The organism is Methanobrevibacter millerae (assembly GCF_900103415.1).
GTDB lineage: Archaea > Methanobacteriota > Methanobacteria > Methanobacteriales > Methanobacteriaceae > Methanocatella > Methanocatella millerae.
On sequence record NZ_FMXB01000007.1, the window covers coordinates 34183 to 61118 of the forward strand.

Here is a 26936-nt window from a genome sequence, read left to right on the forward strand (position 1 = left end):
TATTAATAGATTAATTATACAATAGAAAAAATGAGGTTATACAAATATGAATAGAAAGCATTTATTTATTATTTTATGCTTGTTTATGGTGTTTATTTCTACATTATCTCTTGCTTTTGCGGCGGATGATGCTGTAGATTCAACAATTTCTGCACCTGTTGAAGATACGCCAGTTATTCAAGCAGCCAATACACAAGAAGATATTCAGGCGAGCAGTCCTGAATCATTTACGCAACTGGATAATTTAATCCAGAATACGCCGTTGAACGGAACCGTTAAGTTGGGTAATAATTATACCTACTCGGGAGGTGGTGATACCGGCCCTATTCTTATTAACAAAGACATAACGATTGATGGGGACGGATACACTATTGATGGTGCTGGTTCTTCATCGATTTTCCAAATAACGAATAATGCGCATGTTGTACTGAAAAATCTGGTATTTAAAAATGCGCGGGGAATCAATGGTTCAGCAATTAGCATGACTTCCGGTGAATATGTGGAGATTAATAATACGACATTTATTAATAATTCTGCTATAAACGGGGGTGCGATTTATATTTCTTCGAATTCTTCTACTGTAAACTTCACTATAAGCATTGTTAACTCAACTTTCATTAACAACAATGCTACAAATGGTGGAGCCATTTATGTTGGCGGTACTTTAATAAGTATAACCTCGTCTGATTTTAAATACAATACCGCTACCAATGATGGTGGATCAATGTACATGGATGCTGGTGGATCTATTAGCAAAAATAGATTCGAACATGAAAAAGCAGGCCGTGATGGAGGAGCAATTTACTTGAATAGTACACTTAATTCCTCTTCAATAAATTCTAGTGTACTTACTAAATTAGGTTTATTTGATAATGTAATGTCATACTGTACTGCTGGTCGTGATGGTGGTGCAGGTTTCTTTAATGCAACTCATGGAACTATTAATAATTTAACATTAAATGGTAACGTAGCTAAACGTGATGGTGGTGGTATAGTATGGTTATGTTCAAATACTGGTATAGTTCAATCTAATATATTTAATAATACTGCGGGACGTAATGGTGGAGGTATTTATTTATATCCTCCTACATTATCATCTATATATGATGCTGCTGTTGTAATCATGTATACTAATTTTGCAAATAATACTGCTGGTGTAAATAATACTACAAAAGGTAATGGTGGTGCTTTATACTGTGGTGGTATATTTGCTGTTGTACTTAATTCTACATTTGAATGTGATACTGCATATGATGGTGCAGGTATATACTTAGATGTTGTTGCTGCTATTAATTACTGTACATTCAATATGGAAAATGCTACTCATGATGGTGGTGCAATATATTTCTATGCAAGTAATACTAATATTCCACAGTCAAATAAATATATTGAGAGGATTATGCAAAATGGTGGTGTAAGACATTCTAACATTACTAATTGTATTGCTGGTCATGATGGTGGTGCTGGTTATGTATATGGTAATTATGGTATAGTTCAAAATGTTACCATGATTAACAATACTGCAGGTAATGATGGTGGTGCTGGTTATGTTGTAGGTAATTATGGACAACTATTTGACAGTCATTTCATTAATAATACTGCAGGTAATGATGGTGGAGCATTGCTATGGGAAGGAGTAAATGGTACTATCAATAATATTCATGTTATTAACAATAAGGCAAAGATAATGGGTGGAGGTTTATCCTTAGATGCTGCTTCTTCAAAGGGTAATATTTCTATTGCTAATGCTACTTTTGCATATAATAATGCTACATATGGTGGTGCTATTTATTGTGCTAATATGTTTACTAGTATTTTGAATTGTAACTTTACTTTTGACACGGCTGTTGATGGTGGAGGTATCTATCTGGATTATGGTGCTTATCTTTATAATATTACTTTGATTAATGAAAGTGCGGACCGTGATGGTGGTGCCATATTTCTTAATTCTTCTAATACTATTTTGGATCCTGCCGTTTTAAAAGAGCTTTTAGCTAATGATAAGGTTGGTTTGATTGATTCTTTAATTGTTAATTGTAGTGCTGGTCATGATGGTGGTGCCGGTTATGTTTATGGTGATTATTGTGTTGTAAAGAATGTTCCGATGTATAATAATCGTGCGGGCAATGATGGTGGTGCCGGTTATATTGTCGGTAACAATGGAATATTGGTTGGTGGTAGTTTCATTAATAACACTGCCGGTCGTGATGGTGGTGCAATGCTCTGGGAAGGTGTTAACGGTACTGTTAGCAATATTGAGGTTATTAACAACACAGCAACTAATAATGGTGGAGGTATGTCTTTGGATGCTGCTTCCTCACAGGGTACTATTTCCATTTCCAACTCCAAATTCATTTTAAATAAAGCTTTTTATGGTGGTGGTGTTTACTGTGCGGGTATGTTTACCAGCGTATCGGATTCATACTTTGCAAGCGATAATGCTTCTTATGGTGGAGGTATCTATCTGGATTATGGAGCATATATCCATAATGTTACAATGTTCAATGAAAGTGCTGTTTTTGATGGTGGAGGTATATATCTAAACTCTTCAAATACTGCACTTGATCCGGTTATCTTGCAGCAGCTTATGCTTGACAATAAGGTTGGTGTGATTGATTCTGTAATTCTTAATTGTAATGCAGGTCGTGATGGTGGTGCCGGTTACGTATACGGTGATTATGGTATTGTAAACAACTTGACCATGGTTAACAACTATGCAGGTCGTGATGGTGGTGCAGGTTATGTATTCGGTAACTTTGGTCAGTTATCCAACAGTACTTTCATTAATAACACTGCTGGTAATGATGGTGGTGCACTGTTATGGGAAGGAGTTAACGGTACAATTAAAAACATTACTGTAGTTAAAAATAAGGCAACCCGTAACGGTGGGGGTATTTCTCTCGATGCAGGTTCCGCTAAAGGTATAATTTCAATTGACGAGTCTTCATTCTCATCAAATGAAGGTAGTTTCGGTGGTGCGATTTACTGTGCTAACATGTTTACAAACGTATTGAATTCCAATTTCGCACACGATAGTGCTGAGTACGGTGGTGGAATCTATCTGGATTACGGTGCTTATATTCACAATACTACGCTCTTTAATGAAAGCGCTGAATATGATGGTGGAGGTATTTATCTTAACTCTTCAAACACTGATTTAGATCCTGTCGTTTTACAGCAGTTAATGCTTGAAAATAAGGTTGGTGTGATTGATTCTGAAATTGTCGGCTGTCGTGCTGGTCGTGACGGTGGTGCCGGTTATGTATACGGTAACTACGGTGTTGTAAACAACTTGACAATGATTAATAACTATGCTGCCCGTGGTGGTGGTGCCGGTTATGTATACGGTAACTACGGTCGTCTATATAATTCAACCATGATTAATAATACTGCTGGTGATGATGGTGGTGCACTGTTCTGGCAGGGTAATGGTGGTACAGTAGTTAACATTACTTGTAGGGCTAACTTAGCAGGTGATGTAGGTGGATCAATTTTCATTTTCGGTTCTAACTTAACATTCACAAACTCCAAATTTATGCTTTCAAATGCTACAACAAATGGTGGAGCCATTTATATTTATGGAAACAATGTTTTAGTTAATGATTCTTCATTTGATAAATGTAGTGCTAATAATGAGCATGGTGGTGCTATTTATGCTGCCGGTTTAAACACAACAATTTCAAAATCAATTTTCACAATGAATAGGGTTAATGTCACAGCTGAAGCCCATGGTGGATCTATTGATGTTCAGGGTAATAACACTCATATTTTAGATTGTACTTTTGAGAAATGTAATGCGTTTGAAGGGGGTGTTGTTTATGTCAGCGGTTCCAATGCTGTTTTAGAAAATCTCTCATGTATCTACAGTTTCGCAACGAAAGGTGGTGCTTTCTATATTGAAGGTGATGACGCTACCCTTTCAAATATTAATGCTTCACACAATAACGCTACAGATTATGGTGGAGCTATTTACATTTCAGGTAATAATGCTTTAATTACTGAATCCGATTTAGAAAAATGTATCGCTTATGAAAAAGACGGTGGAGCTATTTATGTCGCCGGTTTAAATGCTGTAATTTCCGAGTCCAATTTTGTTCAGAATAGGGCTGACGGCGCTGAATCCCGCGGTGGTTCCATTAATGTTCAAGGTAACGATACCAAAATCCTCAACTGTACTTTCGACATGTGTACCGCTTACGAGGGTGGTGTTGTTTATATTTACGGTTCCAACGTATTGATTGACGGATATTCCTGTAACCGCAGTTTCGCATCAAACGGAGGTGCAATTTACGTTATGGGAGACCATGCAACAATCGCTGACTTTAACATGTCATACACTAACGCCACTGACTATGGTGGTGCAATCTACATTGCAGGTGACTTTGCAACAATCGACAATTCAAACTTCACAAGATGTATCGCATACACTAAAGACGGTGGAGCATTATTCATTTCCGGTTCAAACGCTACAGTTTCAAAATCAAACTTCGTTGAAAATAAGATAACCGGTGATGACGCTTGCGGTGGTTCCATTTACATTGAAGGAGATGGAGTTACCCTTGACGAATGTTACTTTACCAGATGTTCCGCTGTTGACGGCGGATCAATTTATGTAGCAGGTGACGATACAGAAATTTACAATTCTGCATTCATGATGACCCTTGCTGAAAATGATGGTGGAGCCATTTACCTCGGTGGTGTAAACGGCCATATCCACAATTCCACTATCGGCTTTTCCAATGCTACCCGTGGTGGTGCAGTATTCATTGAAGGTAACAACTCATTGATTGAAGCTGATTTCGAAAAGTGTTTCGCTTCCAATAAGGGTCTTCCTTTAGTTTCATCAGCCGGTGGTGCAATTTACATCGAAGGTAATGAAAACGAGATTAAGGATTCCACTTTCAATACTGTTGGAGCCATTGGCGGTAACGGTGGAGCAATATTCATTGAAGGTGATGACAATACGGTCAATAACATTACAACCCATACCACAATTGCCGTTAGAAACGGTCCGGGCTCTAAAGGTTACGGTGGAGCAATATTCATTTCCGGTGAAAACGCTAAAATTATGGACGCTGACTTTGAAACATTCTCAGCTTCAGAAAACGGTGGAACTATCTATGTAGAAGGAGACAATGCAAACATTTTGGATTCCACTTTCAGATACGGTTCAGCCAAGGACGGAAATGCTATTTATGTTGAAGGTTCAGGCACTCTGGTTAACGGCTCCAGCTTTGCTAATATTGGTGCAAGTACACATGAGTCTATTAATCCTTCCACTTTAGGCGGTTGTATTTACGTTGCAGGAAATGACACTGTAATTACATGCAGTAACTTTACCCATACAAATGCAGGTAACGGTGGTGCCATTTACGTTGCTGGTGAAGGAACAGAAATTTCCCATGATTCTTTCGTTGAAACCAACGCTGTCAACGGTGCAGGTGTTTACGTTGCAGGAAACAATACCAATATTTTAGATTCCACATTCATTAGAATGAGTGTTACAGGCATTGGTGGAGCGATTTATTTAGGTGGTTCCAAATCCAGTGTTAAATCATCTAAATTCAGCTTTACAAATGCCACTTCAGGTGGTGCAATATATATTGACGGTAACGAATCATTTATTGAAGGCAGCTTCGATCATTGTTTCTCCGTATCAAAAGATGATAATGTATCTTCCGGTGGTGCGATTTTAGTAGAAGGTAATGACGCTACCATTTCCAATTCCAGCTTTGCATTTTCAATGGCTGAGGATTACGGCGGATGTATCTTCGTAGAAGGTAAAAATGCTATAATCACTGAAAGCAGATTTGAAAACTGTAGTACAACTGGTAAATTTGGCGGAGGTGCAGTTTCTGTAAAAGGTTTCAACGCTACAATTTCCAATTCCAATTTCACAAGAAATATGGTAAACATTTCCAACAATGCTCACGGTGGAGCTATTGATTTACACGGTGATGAAGCGAAAGTTTTAAGATGTGATTTCGATTACTGTATGGCTTATAACGGTGGAGCCATCAATGTGGAAGGTAAGGATGCAGTTATTGACGATGTTTTCGTTACCCACACTTCCGCTTACAACGGTGGGGGCGCTATTTACGTTGCAGGTGACGACGCAACCATTTCCGGTTCCAGAATGACCTTAAACAATGCTACAAATTACGCTGGAGCGGTTTATGTTGAAGGTGAAAATGCCGTTATTGAAGGTACTACTTTCGATAAATGTTCAGCTATTGTTGAAAATGGTGGAGCTCTTTACATTTCAGGTTTCAACGCTACAGTTTCAAATTCCAACTTCACATACAATTCAGCTAACGCAAGTGATGCACAGGGTGGAGCTATCTACATTGAAGGTAACGATACAAAGATTTTAAATTCCAACTTTGATTTCTGTGCAGCTTCAGAAGGTGGAGTTCTCTACATCAGCGGTGATAATGCGGTTATTGACGAATCCACTTTCACACACAGTTCAGCCTGGAATTATGGCGGGGCACTTTACGTTGCAGGTGATAACGTAATTATTTCAAACTCAAACATGACTTTAAACAACGCTACCAATCATGGTGGATCACTTTATGTTGCAGGTAACAATACAAATATTAAGGGCAGTGCATTCCAAAAATGTTCTTCAGTTAACTTGGATGGTGGTGCTATTTATATCAGTGGTTTAAACACGACTATTTCCGATTCATACTTCAACAGAAACTCCGCTAACGGTACTGATACTAAAGGAGGTTCCATTTACATTGAAGGTGAAGGAACTAAAGTTTTAGGTTCCGTCTTTGAAATGTGTATTGCAACCGACGGTGGAGTTATGTACATTGAGGGAGATAATGCGGTCGTTGACAATTCCACATTCACTTACAGTACTGCATTTAACAGGGCAGGTGCCCTATATGTTGCAGGTGACAATGCCGTAATTTCCGGTTCCGCATTCGATTACAACAACGCTACGAATTATGGTGGATCCATTTACATTGCAGGTGACAATACCCAGATTATTGATGATTCATTCACAAGATGTTCCGTTAATTCCAAAAATGGTGGAGCACTTTATGTTGTTGGTTTAAACACAACCATTTCTGATTCTCACTTTACTTTGAACTCCGCTAATGCTACTGGCGGTCGTGGAGGTTCCATAGATGTGGTAGGTGACGACACCAAGATTTTAAACTGTGACTTTATGAAATGTAGTGCAGACAATGGTGGAGTTCTTTATGTAAACGGTTCAAATGCATTCATTGACAATGTTACAATAGAATTCAGTTCCGCTTACTCTGACGGTGGTGCAATGTATATTGCAGGTGACAATGCAGTTATTTTAAATTCAAACATGACTTTAAACAACGCTTCAGACTATGGTGGAGCAGTTTATGTTACCGGAGCCAATGCTTTGATTAACAACACAATCTTTGATAAATGTTCTTCCAATAACTATCATGGTGGAGCCATTTACGTCTACGGTTTAAACACTACCATTTCATATTCCAACTTCACAAGAAACTCAGCAAACGGTACAGGTGCTCACGGTGGTGCAATTGATGTTCACGGTAACGACACGACAATCTATAAATGTCTCTTCGACAGCTGCAGTGCTTACGATGGAGGAACACTTTATATTCGTGGTGAAGGTACTGTAATTGAAGGTATGGAATTTATACGCAGTATCGCACTCCATAACGGTGGTACAATCTATATTTTAGGTAATAACGTAACAATATCCAATACAAGTTTCATACTCGGTAATGCAACCAATGGTGGTGCCATTTACGTTGCAGGTAACAATTCCAACATTACAGGTTCATCTTTCAAATTATGTATTGCAAAAGATCAGGGTGACGGTGGAGCTATCTATATTGAAGGTTTAAACGCTACAGTAGAGAATTCTCTATTTAATATTACCCAATCCACTACAGGTCGTGGTGGAGCTATTTACATTGAAGGTCAAGGCGCTGACATTTTAAATTCAACGTTCACCAGATCCAATTCCACTTCAGGTGGAGTTATCTATATTCAGGGTGATGATACTCACGTTTTAGACTGCGATATGAGCTTCTCCTCTTCCAATATTGTTCCGAACGCTACCGGTATGGGTCGTGGAGGTGCTTTGTTCGTTGCAGGTAACAATGCAGTAATTTCATCTGATTTCAGATTCACAAACGGTACTGGTGGACCGGGTTATCCTGGTAACGGTGGTGCAATTTATGTAGCAGGTAATAATACGAACATTACTAAGTCTTCATTCTTTACTGTTATTGCGAAAAACGGTGGTGACGGTGGAGCTATCTATATTGAAGGTATTAACGCTACCGTTGAGAATTCTGAGTTCCTTGTTACTCAGTCCGCCCGTGGTCGTGGTGGAGCGTTATACATTGCAGGGGACAATGCAACAGTTATTAATTCTGATTTCGTAAGGGCAAATTCAACGCCGGGGGTGTTATCTATATTGAAGGTGATGATACCAAGGTTCTTAATTCCTCAATGATGTTCTCATCTTCCAATATCCTTGAAGGATGTACCGGTGACGGTAACGGTGGAGCTTTATACATTGCAGGGGACAATGCGATTATTTCAGCTGATTTCAGATTCAATAATGCTACAGGTAACGCTTCTGGTAACGATACAGGTAAAGGTGGATCACTTTATGTTGCAGGTAATAACGTAACAATTACAGAGTCCACATTCTTCACGACATGTGCAAGGGATGATGGTGGAGCATTATACATTACCGGTCAAAACGGTAAGTTATCCAATTCCACATTCACAAATAACTTTGCAGGTGACGACGGAGGAGCAATCTACTGGGAAGGTAGCAACGGTACAATATACAATATCACATGTAACGACAACAGAGCTATCAGTTCAACAGGTTCTTCAAACGGTGGTACTATCTGTATTACAGGTTCAAATGTTACTGTTGACAAATCAAGCTTCAATAAAACTCATGCATTGATTTCAGGTGGAGCAATATTTGCTACAGGTAACAATGTAACCATTTCAGACACTTCATTTGCAAACTGTAACGTTTCAATGGAGATTGCAGATACCGGTAAAACCTATGTGAATGGTGGAGGAGCGATTTACGTATTGGGTAACTCATCCAACATTATAAACTGTACATTCGAAAACACAAACGGCCGTGAAGGCGGAGCCCTTTATATTCAGGGAAACAACGTAACGATTGAAAACATAACTTCCACTTCCACTAATGCGAAAAACGGTGGTTCCATTTACGTTTCAGGTCAAAACGCAATGATTCTTGATTCAAACATTACCCAAGCTCACGCTACAAGCGACGGTGGTGGATTGAACATTGTAGGTAACCACGTGGAAGTAATTAACTGTACTGTTGAAGACTGTACTTCAGGAAGTAAAACAGAATTGGGTAACGGTGCAGGTATTTATATATCCGGTAATGGTGTAGATATCGAGGATTCAAGATTCAAAAACTGTGTTGCACCGTTCGAAGATTTAGATGCTGAAAAAGGTTCCCAGGGTGGAGCTATTTACGTTGCAGGTAATGATGTTGAAATTATAAATGACACAATCGAAGAATGTCTTGCATATCAGGCCGGTGGTGTCTACATTTTAGGTAACAACGCTTTAATCAACATGTCCAGTTTCACTTCAAACAACGGTTCAGATGACGGTGGAGCACTCTACGTTGCAGGTCAAAACGGTTCAGTATACAATTCAAACTTCACCCACAACATTGCAGGTGACGACGGTGGTGCAATCTACTGGACAGGAAGCAACGGTTTCATGTATAACATCACATGTAACGATAACAAGGCTATCAGTTCAACCGGTAATTCAAACGGTGGTACAATCTGTCTAACAGGTTCAAATATTACAATTGACAAATCAAGCTTCAATAAAACCTATGCATTGATTTCCGGTGGAGCCGTATTCATCACGGGTAACTATATTAACATTACAGACACAACATTTACGAACTGTAATGTTTCAATGGACATTGAAGAAACCCATAAGGATTATGTGAATGGTGGAGGAGCAATCTATGTATTGGGTAACAATACCTATCTTTTAAACTGTTCCTTTGAAAACAACAATGCTCGTGAAGGCGGATCAATTTATATTCAGGGAAATGATGTAAAAATGGATAGATTAAAAGCTACGGACAATTATGCTAAAAACGGTGGTACCATTTATGTTGCAGGTGAAAATGCAAACATGACTAATTCTAATATAACCCAATCCCATTCAGAATACGGTGGTGCAATATATATTGAAGGAGACTTTGCATACATATTCATGTCTGACTTTACTAACAATAATGCCAGCGGTAAAGGCATAACCTCCTGTGGTGGAGCAATCTATATCAGAGGTGCCAACACCAATATTCTCAGGTCATACTTCTTAAACGATACTGCTATCGGCGGAGACGGTGGTTCCATATATATCGGTGGTTATAACGCAAACATTGAAAAATCAAACTTTAAAAACTCCAACGCTTATGACGGTGAAGGGGGAGCAATTTTCGTTGCAGGTAACTTGGCACATGTCCACGATTCAACATTCAACCAAACTCAGGCAGGAGACGGTGGTGCTATTTATATCGGTGGATTCAGAACAGGGGAAGATGCAAAAATCCTCAACTGTACCATAACAAACAGTATAGCAACCGAAGACGGTGGTGCAATTTACATTGCTGGTCAAAACGCACTGATTTCTGTTGACGTCTCTGACACTAAAGCTGCAGGTTTAAAAAATAACACAGGATACGGTGGTGCTATTTACGTCGGTGGAGACGATGCAAACATTACTGTATCTTCATTCAACAACTGTAGTGCCGGAGTCAACGCATCCGGTGGTGCTATTTACGTTGAAGGGGATTACGCAAACATTGAAAAATCAACATTCAACAATACCTATGCAAAAGACGGCGAATTGGCTTCAGGTGGAGCTATTGCAATTGAAGGAAACATGGCTGTTGTAAGCGATTCCAACTTCACTGAATGTTTCGCATATAACGGTGGAGTATTATTTGTTGAAGGCCGTAGGGCAACTCTCCTCAATTCCAATGTGAGTGACTGTTATGCATACTCCTATGGTGGAGCTATCTATATTCTGGATGGTGAAAAGACACGTATCGAGGCTTCCAACTTTGATAACTGTACTTCCATTACAACCGAAGGTGGTGCAATATTTATCGACGGTGACTTTACTGTCGTCTTGAATTCCAATTTCACGAACTGTAACGCTTCCTCAAAAGATGGACTTGGTGGAGGTATTTACATCTTGGGTGAAGAGACAAGCATTCAAAACGCAACATTCGACAGATGTACGAGTGTTGACGGTGGTGCAATTTATATTGAAGGTAATGACGCCCATATTTCCGATTCCAATTTCATCGGCAATGTATTGGTGAATTATACTGATGATGACAATTACGGTGGAGCTATTTACATAAATGGTGAGCGAACAGTCATTTCCACTTCAACATTTGAAAACCACTCCGCATATACCGGAGGATCTGTCTACATCAACGGTACGGACACAACCATTTTGGATTCCGATATCAACAATTCCACTGCAGAATACGGTGGAGCAGTCTTTATCCAAGGTCTTAATGCTAAAATTAAAGGTGGAGATATAAGCAACTGTTCCTGTAAATATGACGGTGGAGCTATTTATGTGAACGGTACCAATGCAGAAATTTCAGCCGATTTCGTAAACTGTAACGCAAGTTCAATAACAACTCCTGATATTAAAGGTAACGGTGGTGCAATTTATGTAAACGGTACCAATACAAACGTGCACGATTCCACTTTCCTCAACTGTACTGCAATGAATGGCGGTTACGGTGGAGCTATTTATATTGAAGGAGTAGATACCACTGTTCAAACTTCCAGATTCGAGAATACTAAAACCAGTGATGAGGGTAAAGGAGGAGCAATTTACATTGAAGGTTCAAGAGCTACCGTTACGACTTCCGAATTTATCAATACTCATTCCCGTGAAGGTGGAGCTATTTATATTGAAGGTATTAATACCACTGTAACTGACACGGTCTTTACTGAAACTAATGTAGGTACAGCCTCTTACTGGGGAGATTCCAGTTATAGTGGTGGTGCAACTGATTATACAGCCCCTATTGCAGGTAATGGTGGAGCAATCTATATTTGGGGTCCAAATACTTATATTAAAAATGCTACAATTGATTCAAGCTATGCTACACAGCGTGGTGGAGCCATTTATGTTGAAGGACATGATGCGAAAATATCCGCCAATATTCATGAATCTCATGCAGGTTTAACTGACACGTCAACTAACTTTAATGTAAATAATCCTGATTATAAAGTTGATGTTCAAGAAATCAGAAATATGCTTAATGATATGGTGTCAACCTACGCTGTGAATGTTACAATTTACAACGATAATCTTTCTACAATCAAGAATAATGCAAAATCTGCTAGAGATGATCAAAACAATAAGGTTGATAATATACTTAATAATAAAAATGTATTTAATCAAGCTGTCTTTGATGCAGTTTTAGCGAATGTACTTGAAATCAATACTACATTGTCCTATTTGGAAAGTGAATCTCCATTAATTTATGATTCATTGATTGGCTATTATAATAATATTTATGCTGATTTAATTGAAATTAACACTAGTAGGGATTGGAATGAATTTAATGGACATATTAGAAATGATATTAGAAATAACTTAACTGCTATTATTAAATTTGTAGATTATTGCAATGAGTTAGGTGGTGATTTAGGAAGAGGTAGTAATGATGCAAAATATCTACAGAATAATGATAAGACTTATGCTGCTGTGAATAGTAGGCTTGTAAAACTCCAAGACTATTATGAAGAGTTTAAAGGCGATATAAATAATTTAATCGGATATAACTCCGGATTTAATTATCTGGTAGATTATAATGAAGCATTTGGCATTCAAGTAAATAAAACATATGACTCTGTTAATGCGCTACACGATCAAGGAATTAAGGGAGAAGGTGGTGCTATTTATGTGAACGGTACCAACACTTTAATCTACGATTCCATCATGTCCAAAACTCATGCGGATAATAACGGTGACGGTGGTGCTGTATTTGTTGCAGGTGTAAACACTACAGTAAGGGATTCCTCTTTCGATGAATCTAAAGCTACTGATGGTGGTGCTGTTTATGTAACCGGTAGTGAAACATCTATTATGAATTCCAATTTCACTAATACCATTTCAACAAATAATGGTGGTGGAATTTACGTTGCAGGACACAATACTTATATCTCAGGAGATTCATTTGATAAATCTAAAGCGCAGGGAACTGATGCTACTGATGGTGGTGGAGCTATGTATATCGTTGGAGATGGAACCTATGTTTCAGATTCTAACTTCACATTATCAGACTCCAGTAGATATGGTGGTGCAATATATATAGCAGGTAAAAATACGGATATTCTCAGATCCAATTTCATACAGAACCATGCTTCATCTCCTGGTGGTGCAGTATACATTCAATCCAATTTAGGTTTAAATACTACTGTAGATGATTGTTACTTCTTTGATAACAGTGCCGGAGGCTCTGGAGGAGCATTGCACGTTTCAGGTACAAACACTACAGTAAATAACACTGTTTTCATAAAAAATCATGGTGTATCTTGGGGTGGTGCTATTTATATTAATGGTATTAATGCAACCGTACAATACACTAATTTAAGTGAAAATACCGCTTCTTCTAATGGTGGAGCTATCTACTGGCAGGGTGGTCACGGCGGAGATTCAATTATCGGATGTATTATCTTTAATAACAGTGCTACCTCATATGATTCTGCTTTAGGTGGAGGTGTATTCTGGAGTGTTGGTAATGATGTTACTCCGGGTGGTTTAGTAAAAGACACAATCTTTGACAGCAATTATGCCGGAAAACACGGTGGAGGTATGGACTGGTACCGTACTGTAAACAGTACTATGGAAAACTGTACTTTCATTAATAACGTTGCCGGTAAAGACGGTGGTGGTTTCTACTGTGGTGATACTTCTGCATTTGAAGTAAGTACAAACCTTACTTTAATTAATTCAAAATTCATTAATAATACTGCTAACTATGCTGGTGGGGGAGCTTCCATTCAGATGAGGTCTTCTCATATTGTAAATTGTCTTTTCGACGATAATATAGCATACTTCGGCGGATCCATTGTTATTAAAGATTCAAAAACTACATATAATGAAATTATTAATTGTACTTTCATCAATTCTACTGCAAGTACCACTTTCATTAATTCCACGGTCCAATCAATTATTGATCATTATAAAGATTTAGATGAATTCTGTAAAGGTAAAGGTGGAGCGATATTCGCTAGAGACAATTATATTTCAGTTATAAACTCAACTTTCATTGACGGTAATGCTAAATACGGTGGAGCAATATTCTGGGATGGTGGTGAGAATTATCAAAGTACTGATCCTTCTAAAAAAACTGGTACTTTAGGTATTGGTGGCGTAATAAACAATTCAACTTTCATTGGAAACAATGCTACTCAGGGTGGAGCTGTCATGTGGACCAGTCCTGACGGAATAATAGCTAACTCAACTTTCAGAGGAAATAATGCAAGTGAAGGTGGTGCTGTCTATTGGAAAGGTGGAGTTGAATACATTGCATACGCCTGGAATTATAAAGATACATTTGCAATCCACGGTAATAACGGTAAAGTTGTCAATTCCGAATTCAGTGAAAATACCGCAACAAAGGGTGGTGCTATCTACTGGACTGCTGAAAAAGGTAATGTTTCCAATTCAGTATTTACAGATAACTATGCTGAACTAGGTGGTGCCATCTACTGGCAAAACATCACTGAAACAGCAAATACTGGAAATCGTGCAATTTACTACAAAACAGCATCAACCGGTAGAAACGGTGTTGTCGAGAATTCCACATTCTTCGCCAACAAAGCTAATTATGACACAGGTAAAGGAGGAGCTATCTATTGGAACACTTCCTCAAGTAACATTACGGATACAACTTTCCTGAACAATACTGCAAGTAATGGTGGAGCTATTTACTGGGTAAACGGTACTAAAGTAGATAATTCAACTTTCAGATTCAACAAAGCTCATACAGGTTCTGCAATGTATTTCGATTCATCCATGAAGGAAATGGATATCATCGATTCATCATTCTTGGAAAACAGGGCAGATTCCAACAGATTTGAAGATTTTAAAGTTGAAAATATTACAAATGGTGCTTCTACAACCGGTGTTCGTGTAAGCGCATACTTCATAGGAAACGACAATATTATTAATGCAATGTATAACAATGGCGGTGAAGTTTACTTCACTAATGTAGATTATCTTGGTGTCGATGGCACTCCTGCTCCTGTTATAAATAACACTGGTAATAGTCGTGTAACTCCTGTAAAAATCAGTACTGTACCTCCTAATTCAAATACATTCTATCAAACCGATTATGAAAAAGGTCAGATTGTTAAAATAGTCATGTATGACCTAAACGGTCTTGTTTATGATGGTACTTTAATAACAGATGATTATGGTAAAGTTTCATTAGAACAAAGTGGATTGGATGACTCAGTCAAAATGAAAATGGAACATCCTGCAGATGATTATTACACTTATCTTGGTATAAATCATAATATTCAAATGGTATTTATAGATATTGAAACTGCAGACATCGAATGTCTTGATGACGAAATCATTAATCTTACGGTGTACCCTCAAAATAAATCTGAGACTAGAGCGCCTACGCGCAATCTTACAGTAAAGGTTATCGGAGATAATGGATTAACATATGAAGTAAATGTTACACTAACTCCTGTTGAAAATACAAATCGTTCTATTGCACAGGTTACTGTTCCTAAATGTCCAACTGGCTATTATTCAGTTATGGTGCATTATTATGGTGATGATTATTACATTGAACATGATAATTCATCTTCATTTAGAGCAAGAGGAACAGATCCTACAATCGTTATCGATACTGAAGACATCTGGGTTGGCCAGATGGAAATAATCAACATTACCGTTGACCCAACCAAAAAAGTAACGGGTAACGTATCAGTATATATTGACAGCGTATATTTCGGAGACTTGCCTCTTGTCAACGGAACCATACAGATTAGGGATAATACATTCCCTGTCGGACGCCATAACGTCATTGGAATCTATAACGGTGACGAGCACTTTAAGCTTGTACGTAACACATCCAGTTTCTTGGTTAAAAAATACACTCCATACTTTGTAATACATGCTCAGGACATTCTGGTAGACCAAACCGAATTTATTTGGATTGAACTTCCTAAAAACGCTACTGGATTTGTCTATCTTAAAGTAAACGGCGAACCGTATTACATTAATTTAACTGCAGGTGAAAGAAACATAACCCTTCCTGCATTCGCTCATGACGGCATATATGACGTTTGGGGTAATTACTCCGGTGACGGTTACTGGAACAGTGTAATTAACACGACTCAATTCAGAGTTTCAAAACATAACATTACCCTGAATATCACGGATGTAGTCAAAATCTATGGCGAATCCGAAAAGGCCAATATAACCTTCAATGTAACGGATGCGACGGGTAATGTGACAATCAAGATCAATGGTACTTTAAAGGTATATGAAAATGTTACAATAGTCGGCGGTAAAGCAACGGTTGACATAAGCGGTCTGGATCCTGGAAATTACACCATGGAGGTAATCTATCTGGGTGACAGGAAATATAATGGAAATACAACTTCCGGAAAACTTACCGTTAAAAGGGCAAAAATCCCTATCTATGTTGATACCTATAACATCTACTATGGTGAAAAGGAACATATTATAGCCCATGTAAACACTACAGGATCTGTGACATTTAGGCTAAACGGTACTGTAATAGGTGATGATAGTCTCGCTAGAGGAGTTGCAGAATATGATACCAGGAACGATTTACTGCCTGGAATCTACACGGTCAACGCAACCTTCAGCGGAAATAAATATTATGAACCTGGATGGAACATTTCCACTTATGAAGTATATAAATTAAACAGAACTATCGTTTTAAATGTTTACGATATCATTTACGGAAATCTTGAAGAGTTAAGGGTATTTGTAAATGCAACAGGTAATGTAACCATTAAAGTTAATGGTACTGAAAAAACTATTGTGCTTGACGTTGAACAATATGGAGCTATTGACAGAGGAAAAGCTTCCTGGATTCTAGAAGGTTTGGATGTAGGTACCTATCCTGTTGAAGTAACTTACAATGGTAATAATATTTATAATCCTAACAGCACCAGCGGAGTATTCCGTGTAATTCCACTGAATACTACTTTGGATGTCAGAGTCCATGACATTTACGTATGGGATAGTGAATATCTCAACGTGACTGTAAAAGACTTACAAGGAAAGGTTATTAAAGACGCTCCTGGAAACATTACAATCACTGTTAACGGAGTAACTTACAGTGAAAAGTTATATAACGGTGTTGCTAGATTCGTAATCCCTGGATTAAGCGTAGGTTATAAGGATGTCTGGGCATTCTATGACGGAGACAAAAACCATGTAGGAAACAGATCCGACGCTTCATTTGTTGTCAAACAGAGAGTACCTCCTGTAAGCGTTGAAGGCGAAGACATCAAAGTCGGACAAGTCGAAACGATTCATGTGAAGATTCCTGCAAACGCAACAGGATTCGTAATCATAACCGGTAACTTCTCCAAAAACGGAATCTACGTAGCTAACTTTGAAAACGGCATGGCAGACATTCCGGTTTATAACTTGGCTAACGGAACCTACAGCGTACACATTAAATATTATGGAGACGCTCTTGACAACTACACAACGGCCGAAGCCAGCGATACATTCACTGTATCCAAAAACAACACTCCAATCAATATTGAAGTAGAAGACATCTTCTACAAGGAAATAGCCAATATTACGGTAAGCGTTGACAATGATGCTACAGGCCTGATAACGGTCAAGGTCGTTAACGGAAGCGGTGTTGTTAAAGAGGCCACATTGCCGATAATGAACGGCAAAGTCAACTTGCTTGTTGATAATCTGGCTGTCGATACATACACGGTTTATGCAAACTACTCTGGAAACTACAAGTACAACGTAAATCAAACCAGCAAAGCATTTAAAGTTAAAAAGATTGCTCCTGTTATCACAATTGATTCAGTAGAGACAAATTCAATTAGAAATGCAACCGTAGTTGTTCACATTACTCCTGGAACTACCGGAAACGTAACGATTACAGTTAACAATAAGCAATACTCAAGTAAAATCGAAAACGGTGTTGCAACATTTGTCATTGATCAATTGAATTCAGGCAATTACACGGTTTATGCAGATTATCCTGGTGACAGAAACTTCACGGATGCTCATACCCACAAAGACAATGCGGTAAACATATTCAGATACTCATGCTATGTAATGAACGTCACTGCTGAAGACACTAAGGTTGATTTAAATACTACAATCATTGTAAATGTTCCTTGCGATGCTGTGGGCGAAGTGGCAATCTATATCAACGGTTCATTCATTGCTAATGTGCCTGTCGATAATGGCGTTGCAAAATTAAACGTAACTAAATCAATATATGGTAAATACGTAGTTAACGCAACATTCATGGACGGCAAATACGCCAACAAGACAGTAACTACCAATTATCATGTATTCAAATGGGATACTCCGATGATAATCAATGTCACTGACATTTATGTTGGAGACATCGAAACAATCGTTGTAAGTGTTCCTGATGACATTAAGAATAACGTAACTATTGAAATAGATGGAAAAACATACTCCGGCAAAGTAATTAACGGTAACGCAACATTTAAGGTAGCTAACTTGACTTACGGAAACAAGACGGTTACTTCAATCTATGGCGGCAACTACAAGTACCTCTTCAATGCTACTACAAATAACTTCACGGTTTACAAACGTCCATCTACATTAATTGTTAACACAACAGAAATTCATGTTGATGATGTTGCAATAATTAACGTAACGGTTCCTCAAAACGCTACTGGCTATGTTATTGTCAGCGTAAATGGAACGAACTATACAGTAAACTTAACCGGCGGCAAAGGTTCTCTGTCAGTTCCTGGTCTTGACTCAGGAATCTATAACATTAATGCAACCTACCTCGGTGATGAACAGTACCTGTCAAGCGTCAACTCAACAACATTGAAAGTATCCAAAGTGCCTTCAACAGTATCTGCACATGCGGATAACATTACTGTCGGTGAAAAGGCAATCATTGAAATAATCGTTCCTGCTGATGCTACAGGCAACGTGACAGTTACTTTGGACCATAAGGATTATAACGTATCTGTTGGCGGCGGTAAAGGAATTCTTGTTGTTCCTGGCTTGAAAGTCGGAAATTACACTGTTGATGTCAAGTATCTCGGTGACAGGAAATATGAGGATAGCAGTAATGCTACTAAATTCAGCGTAAATAAAATTAAAACTGATATGGAAGTCATTGATAACGGTAACGGAACTGTTACTATTGTTATTCCTGGTAACGCAACCGGTAACGTGACTGTTGTTGTTGAAAATAAGACGTTCAACGGAACTGTGGTCAACGGCTGTCGACTCTTGACTAATGTAACTCCTGGTGTTCACAATATTACCGTAATCTATTCCGGTGATGAAAACCACACAAGCGAAATCATTAATGCGACCGTAACGGTTCCAAGGTTCTTCACTCCTATTAAAGTTTATGTGGCCGATATTTATGTAGGTGATGTTGCTTTAATCAATGTGACTGTTCCTGTTAATGCTACTGGCAAGATTAGAATTGAGATTGATGGTAAGGAGTACTTCTATCCAATTGAAACAGGAATTGCAAGATTTGCTGTTGAAAACCTCACTGCAGGTGTAAAAACTGTTTATGTCTCATACAGGACTGACGGTAATTACTCAAGCAATTCCACTTCAGGCAATTTCACAGTTAAAAAACACATTCCTGTTGTTACTGTTGATACGACAGATATTAATGTTGGAGATATTGCGGTAATTAACGTAACCGCTCCAGTTGACGTTACAAAACCTCTTGTCGTTAATGTTAATAATGTTGACTATTCAGTAAACGTAACTAATGGTATCGGTCAATTGAATGTCTCCGGTTTAGATAGCGGCAAATACAACGTAACTGTCAAATACCTCGGTGATGACAAATACTTAACTGGAAGCAATGATACTAGCTTTACTGTATCCAAAGTGCCTTCAACAGTATCTGCACATGCGGATAACATTACTGTGGGTGAAAAGGCAATCATTGAAATAATCGTTCCTGCTGATGCTACAGGCAACGTAACTGTAACTTTAGACCATAAGGATTATAATGTATCTGTTGGCGGCGGTAAAGGAATTCTTGTTGTTCCTGGCTTGAAAGTCGGAAATTACACTGTTGATGTCAAGTATCTCGGTGACAGGAAATATGAGGATAGCAGTAATGCTACTAAATTCAGCGTAAATAAAATTAAAACTGATATGGAAGTCATTGATAACGGTAACGGAACTGTTACTATTGTTATTCCTGGTAACGCAACCGGTAACGTGACTGTTGTTGTTGAAAATAAGACCTTCAATGGAACTGTTGTTAACGGTACTGTTACGATTAACTTGACTAATGTAACTCCTGGTGTTCACAATATTACCGTAATCTATTCCGGTGATGAAAACCACACAAGCGAGATCATTAATGCGACCGTAACGGTTCCAAGGTTCTTCACTCCAATCAGCGTTAACGTTACTGACATTTATGTTGGAGACATTGCTAAGATTAATGTGACTGTTCCTGTTAATGCTACCGGTAAAATCAGAATTGAAATTGACGGTAAGGAGTACTATGAAGACATTATTGGTGGCATTGCAAGGTTCAATATCGCAAACCTGACTGCCGGTGTAAAAACGGTTTATGCATCATACAGAACTGACGTCAATTACTCAAGCAATTCCACTTCAGCCAAATTCATGGTATTCAAGTATCTTCCGGTAATCACGATTAATGCATCAGACATTACCGTTGGAGAAGTCGAATACATTAACGTAACTGCTCCTGCTGATGTAACAAGACCTGTAATCGTCAGTATCGGCGGTGTTGATTATTCAGTAAACGTTACCAATGGTATCGGTCACTTGAATATCTCTGACTTGGGCGGCGGAAAATACAACGCAACTGTCAAATACTTAGGTGATGACAAATATCTGGCTGCAAACAATACAACCAGCTTTACAGTATCCAAATTGCCTTCAACAGTATCTGCACATGCGGATAACATTACTGTCGGCGAAAAGGCAATCATTGAAATCTATGTTCTCGCTGACGCTACCGGAAACGTAACAGTAACTTTAGACCATAAGGATTATAACGTACCTGTTGCTGGCGGTAGAGGAACTCTTATAGTTCCTGGCTTGAAAGTCGGAAACTACACAGTTGATGTCAAATACCTTGGTGACAGGAAATATGAAGAAAGCAATAATGCTACTAAATTCAGCGTAAATAAAATCAATACTCAAATGGAAGTTATTGATAATGGTAACGGAACTGTTACTATTGTTATTCCTGGCAATGCAACAGGCAATGTGACTGTTAAGGTTGAAAATAAGACATTCAACGGAACTGTTGTTAACGGTACTGTTACCATTAATTTAACGAACGTAACTCCTGGTGTTCATAACATTACCGTAATCTATTCCGGTGATGACAACCACACGAGTGATATCATTAATGCGACCGTAACGGTTCCAAGGTTCTTCACTCCAATCAGCGTTAACGTAACTGACATTTATGTCGGAGACATTGCTAAGATTAATGTGACTGTTCCTGCAAACGCTACAGGCAAGATCAGAATTGAAATTAACGGTAAGGAGTACTATGAAGACATTATCGGAGGAGTTGCAAGGTTCAATATCGCAAACCTGACTGCCGGTGTTAAAACGGTTTATGTATCATACAAGACTGACGGCAATTACTCAAGCAATTCCACTTCAGCCAACTTCACGGTATTCAAGTATCTTCCTGTAATCACGGTTAGTGCTATTAACATTACGGTTGGAGAGCTTGAAATAATTAACGTAACCGCTCCTGCTGATGTAACAAGACCTGTAATCGTCAGTATCGGCGGCGTTGATTATTCAGTAAACATTACCAATGGTATCGGTCAGCTGGAAGTCCATGACTTGGGCGGAGGTAACTACAACGTAACGGCCAAATATTATGGTGATGACAAATATCTGGATGCATCTAATAAAACCAGCTGTGTAGTGTACAAATTGCCTTCAACAGTATCTGCACATGCGGATAACATTACTGTCGGCGAAAAGGCAATCATTGAAATCAGTGTTTTAGATGATGCTACTGGAAATGTAACTGTAACTTTAGGAGGCAAAGATTATAACGTAACTGTTGGCGAAGGCAAAGGAATTCTTGTTGTTCCTGGATTGAAAGTCGGAAACTACACAGTTGAAGTCAAATATCTCGGTGACAGAAGATACGATGAAAGCAGCAATACCACTAAATTCAGCGTAAACAAAATGTCCGGAGGCATGGAAGTAATTGATAACGGTAACGGAACTGTTACAATCATCATTCCTGGAAACGCAACTGGTAACGTAACTGTTATAGTTGAAAATAAGACATTCAACGGAACTGTTGTCAACGGCACAGTTACAATCGAGCTGACTAACGTAACTCCTGGTGTTCACAACATTACCGTAATCTATTCCGGTGATGACACCCATGAAAGTGAAATCGTCAATACGACCGTAACGATTCCTCTAATTCTTACTCCGATTAAGGTCTATGTTGAAAACATTTATGTCGGAGACATTGCTAAGATTAATGTGACTGTTCCTGTAAACGCTACCGGAAAAATCAGAATTGAAATCGACGGTAAAGACTATTATTCAGATATTGATGGCGGAGTTGCAAGATTTAGGGTTGAAAACCTCACTGCAGGCATCAAGACGGTTGCCGTATCCTACGCAGGAGATCGCAACTTCACACGCAACTTCACAACCGCAAACTTCACGGTATTCAAGCATAAACTGACAGTTACTGTCGATGCAGGAGACATAATCGTTGGTGATGTCGCATTAATTAATGTAACGGCTCCAATTGACGTTACAAGGCCTGTTGTCGTTAACGTTGCCGGCGTTGATTATGCAGTAAACATAACTAACGGAATCGGACACTTGTCTGTCTACTATCTGGGCGGCGGCGAATATGTGGTAACCGCAAAATACCTTGGTGACGATAAATACCTTACTGCCAACGATACTGCAAGATTTAAAGTATCCAAAATCCCTTCAACTGTTTCAGTTACTGCTGAAAACATTACTTTCGGTGAAAAAGAAGTAATTCAAATAACAGTTCCTGCTGACGCTACCGGAAACGTAACGGTCACTGTGGACGGCAAAGACTATAATGTATCCGTCAGTGAAGGCAAAGGTATCCTTGTTGTTTCTGGCCTTAAAGTCGATAACTACACTGTTGAAGTCAAATATCTCGGTGACAGAAAATATGAGGAAAGCAATAACGCAACTGCATTCACGGTCAAGAAGTTAACAACCGATGAGGTCATTGTAATCGACAACGGAAACGGAACGGTTACTGTTATTGTTCCTGGAAACTCAACAGGCAATATTACCATTGAAGTTGAAAATAAAACGTTCAATGGAACCCTGGTAAACGGCACGGTTACAATCGAGCTGACTAATGTAACTCCTGGCGAACACAATATCACCGTGATCTACTCCGGCGATGAAAACCACAGTAACGCAACAGTCAATGCAACAGTAACGATTCCAAAACTCATTACTCCAATCAAGGTTTATGTTGGAGACATTTATGTCGGCGACATTGCAAGAATCAACGTAACGGTTCCTGATGGTGCTATCGGCAGAATCAGAATTGAAATTGACGCTAAAGAGTACTTCGCTCCAATCGAAAACGGAGTTGCAAGATTTGCTGTTGAAAACCTGACTGCCGGCGGAAAAACGGTTTATGTCTCTTATGTCGGAGACAACAACTACACCGGAAATCACACGTCAGGCAATTTCACGGTATTGAAGTACACTCCGGTCATTACGGTCACTGCATCTGACATCATTGTCGGAGACGTTTCATTAATTAACGTAACCGCTCCAGCTGACGTAACAAGACCTGTTGTCGTTAATGTTGGCGGCGTTGACTATGCAGTTAACATTACTGGTGGAATCGGCCACTTGAATATCACCGGTCTAGACGGCGGAGAATACGACGTAACCGCAAGATACCTTGGTGATGATAAATACGTGGCTGCTAACGATACTGCAAGCTTTAAAGTATCTAAAGTCCCTTCAACTGTTTCAGTTACTGCTGAAAACATTACTTTCGGTGAAAAAGAAGTAATTCAGATTACTGTTCCTTCTGACGCTACCGGAAACGTAACGGTCACTGTTGGTGGTAAAGACTACAATGTTTCAGTTTCTGAAGGCAAAGGCGTCCTTGTTGTCACTGGCTTGAAAGTCGGAAACTACACGGTTGAAGTCAAATATCCTGGTGACAGAAGATATGAGGAAAGCGAAAACTCAACAGCATTCATTGTCAAGAAACTGAGCGCAGATGACATCAAGGTAATTGACAACGGAAACGGCACTGTCACAGTCGTCGTTCCTGGAAACGCTACAGGCAACATCACGATAAAAATCGGAAACCAGACCTTCAACGGTACTGTAGTCAACGGAACAGCTGTTATTGAATTGACAAACGTAACTCCTGGCGAGCACAACATTACCGTAATCTACGGCGGAGACGAAATCTACTCCAACTCAACAGTTAACGGAACAGTAACGATTCCAAGACTCACAACTCCAATCAAGGTTTACGTTGAAGACATTTATGTCGGTGACATTGCAAGAATCAACGTAACGGTTCCTGCCGGTGCTAGCGGCGAAATCAGAATCGAAATCAATGGTAAAGAGTACTTCGCTCCAATCGAAAACGGAGTTGCAAGATTCAATGTTGAAAACCTTACTTACGGTGTAAAAACGGTTGCAGTCACATACGGCGGTGATGAAAGCTACGTAGCTAACTTCACAACCGGAAACTTCACTGTATACAAACGCAATTCAGCCGTAAGCGCTGAAGTCGAAAGCGTCATTGTAGGCGAAATCGTAACGATTAAAGTCAAAGTCCCAACCGATGCAACAGGACAGGTACTGGTTGACATCGACGGAGTATCACAATACTACGTAAATGTAACCGGCGGCGAAGGATTCGTTGACGTGCCTTACATACCAAGCGGAATATACGACGTCAATTTAACCTATATCGGTGACGACAAATACTTATCAAGCACAAACAAAACAGTATTTGACGTCAATAAGGTCAAACCGTTCGTAATTCCAATTGCACATGACATTATCGTCGGCGAAAACGAAGTGATTAAATTAATCGTTCCTTCAGACGCTACCGGAAATGTAACTGTCGTAATTGATGGTCAGGAATACGTCTTTGACTTGAATGAAGGCACATTAGGCGCATACTACAAGGAAGGCGAAAAATACATCGTAGCCGTAAGCGGCGGAAACGGTGAATTGGTAATTGAAGGATTGCCTGTCGGCGAATATGTCGTAAGCGTAAGATACAATGGAGATCACAAATACACAACCGCAGACAACACGACAACATTCAAGGTACGTGACAGCAGCGATCTTGACATAATCGATTTAGGAAACGGAACTGTTGTCGTAAAAGTCCCTGGAAACGCAAGCGGTAACATTACAATAGTCGTTGAAAATCAAACCTATACTGCACCTGTAATAAACGGTACTGCAATAGTTGATTTAACCAACGTAACTCCTGGAGAGCACAACATTACCGTAATCTACTCCGGTGACGATACTCATGACCCTTCAGTTGAAAACGCTACAGTCAACATTCCAAAACTCTACTGTCCAATAGACGTCGAAACCGAAAACATCCATGTCGGAGACGTTGAAGTCGTCAAGGTCACTGTTCCTAAAGACGCAACCGGTACAATTACAATTGAAATTGACGGTAAGGAATATACCAAACCGGTTAAAGACGGAAAAGCAGTATTTGAAGTTGAAGGATTGGAATTCGGTAACAAAACCGTTGCAGTTAAATACTCAGGTGATGAAAGATACAGAGACAACTACACAACCGGGCAGTTTGAAGTAAACAAGCTTCCTACAACAATAACCGCAAAGGCTCATGACATCTATGTCGGAACCGATGAGATAATTGACGCCAAAGTGCTTCCGGAAGACGCAACCGGAAAAGTACTGGTTGACATTAACGGTGTTGGATACTATGGAAACATTACTGAAAACGGTATTGCAGGCATATTGATTCCTGAACTTCCAAGCGGAGAATACACAGCTATTGTAACCTATGAAGGAGACCACAAATACTTCCCAAGTACAACAACAGTCAAATTCACTGTAACCAAACTCAAAACTCCTATCAATGCTGCAGGAGATGAAATCGAGGAAGGCGAATCAGCTACAGTTATTGTAAAAGTTCCTGAAGACGCAACCGGAACAATAACAATTGTCGTTGACGGTAAAAAATACACTGAAGAAGTTGAAAACGGTAAGGCAGTATTCAAGGTTCCTGGATTAGTCAAAGGTGACTGGGATGTGGACGCATCATACTCCGGTGATAAGAAATACGAAGCAAATGATACAATAACCGATATCTTGGTATATCGCTACGAACCGGTACCTGGAGGCAATGGAACCACTAATGAGACCAACAATACTCATCCGGACAATGCGTCTGTTTCAGAAAAAGGTATTTCATTAGCTGATTACCCAACCGGTAATCCAATTCTTGTGCTGTTGTTAATCTTGATTACACTTGGTGTTACAAGAAGATTTAAAAGATAGATGTTAAAATCTCCTGCTTTTTAGCGGGAGATGAATTTTACTTTTTTTTTATCAAT

The 26936-nt window shown here is 39.1% G+C and carries 2 protein-coding genes; both read left to right on the forward strand.

Annotated features, from left to right (window positions below):
* Window positions 1-85 precede the first annotated feature (85 nt).
* Window positions 86-8485 (forward strand): beta strand repeat-containing protein, encoded by an 8400-nt coding sequence (locus tag F3G70_RS05335; RefSeq protein ID WP_149731673.1) that lies wholly within the window; start codon window positions 86-88, stop codon window positions 8483-8485.
* Window positions 8482-26880, forward strand: a complete 18399-nt coding sequence (locus F3G70_RS05340; RefSeq protein WP_149731674.1) for an Ig-like domain repeat protein — start codon at window positions 8482-8484, stop codon at window positions 26878-26880. The genes F3G70_RS05335 and F3G70_RS05340 overlap by 4 nt, the downstream gene beginning before the upstream one ends.
* Window positions 26881-26936: the final 56 nt, after the last annotated feature.

What these genes read in the sequence shown, in the direction of transcription:
- F3G70_RS05340 (WP_149731674.1), top strand. Translation starts at nt 8,482, where the DNA reads ATGATGTTCTCATCTTCCAATATCCTTGAAGGATGTACCGGTGACGGT.
- F3G70_RS05335 (WP_149731673.1), top strand. Translation starts at nt 86, where the DNA reads ATGGTGTTTATTTCTACATTATCTCTTGCTTTTGCGGCGGATGATGCT.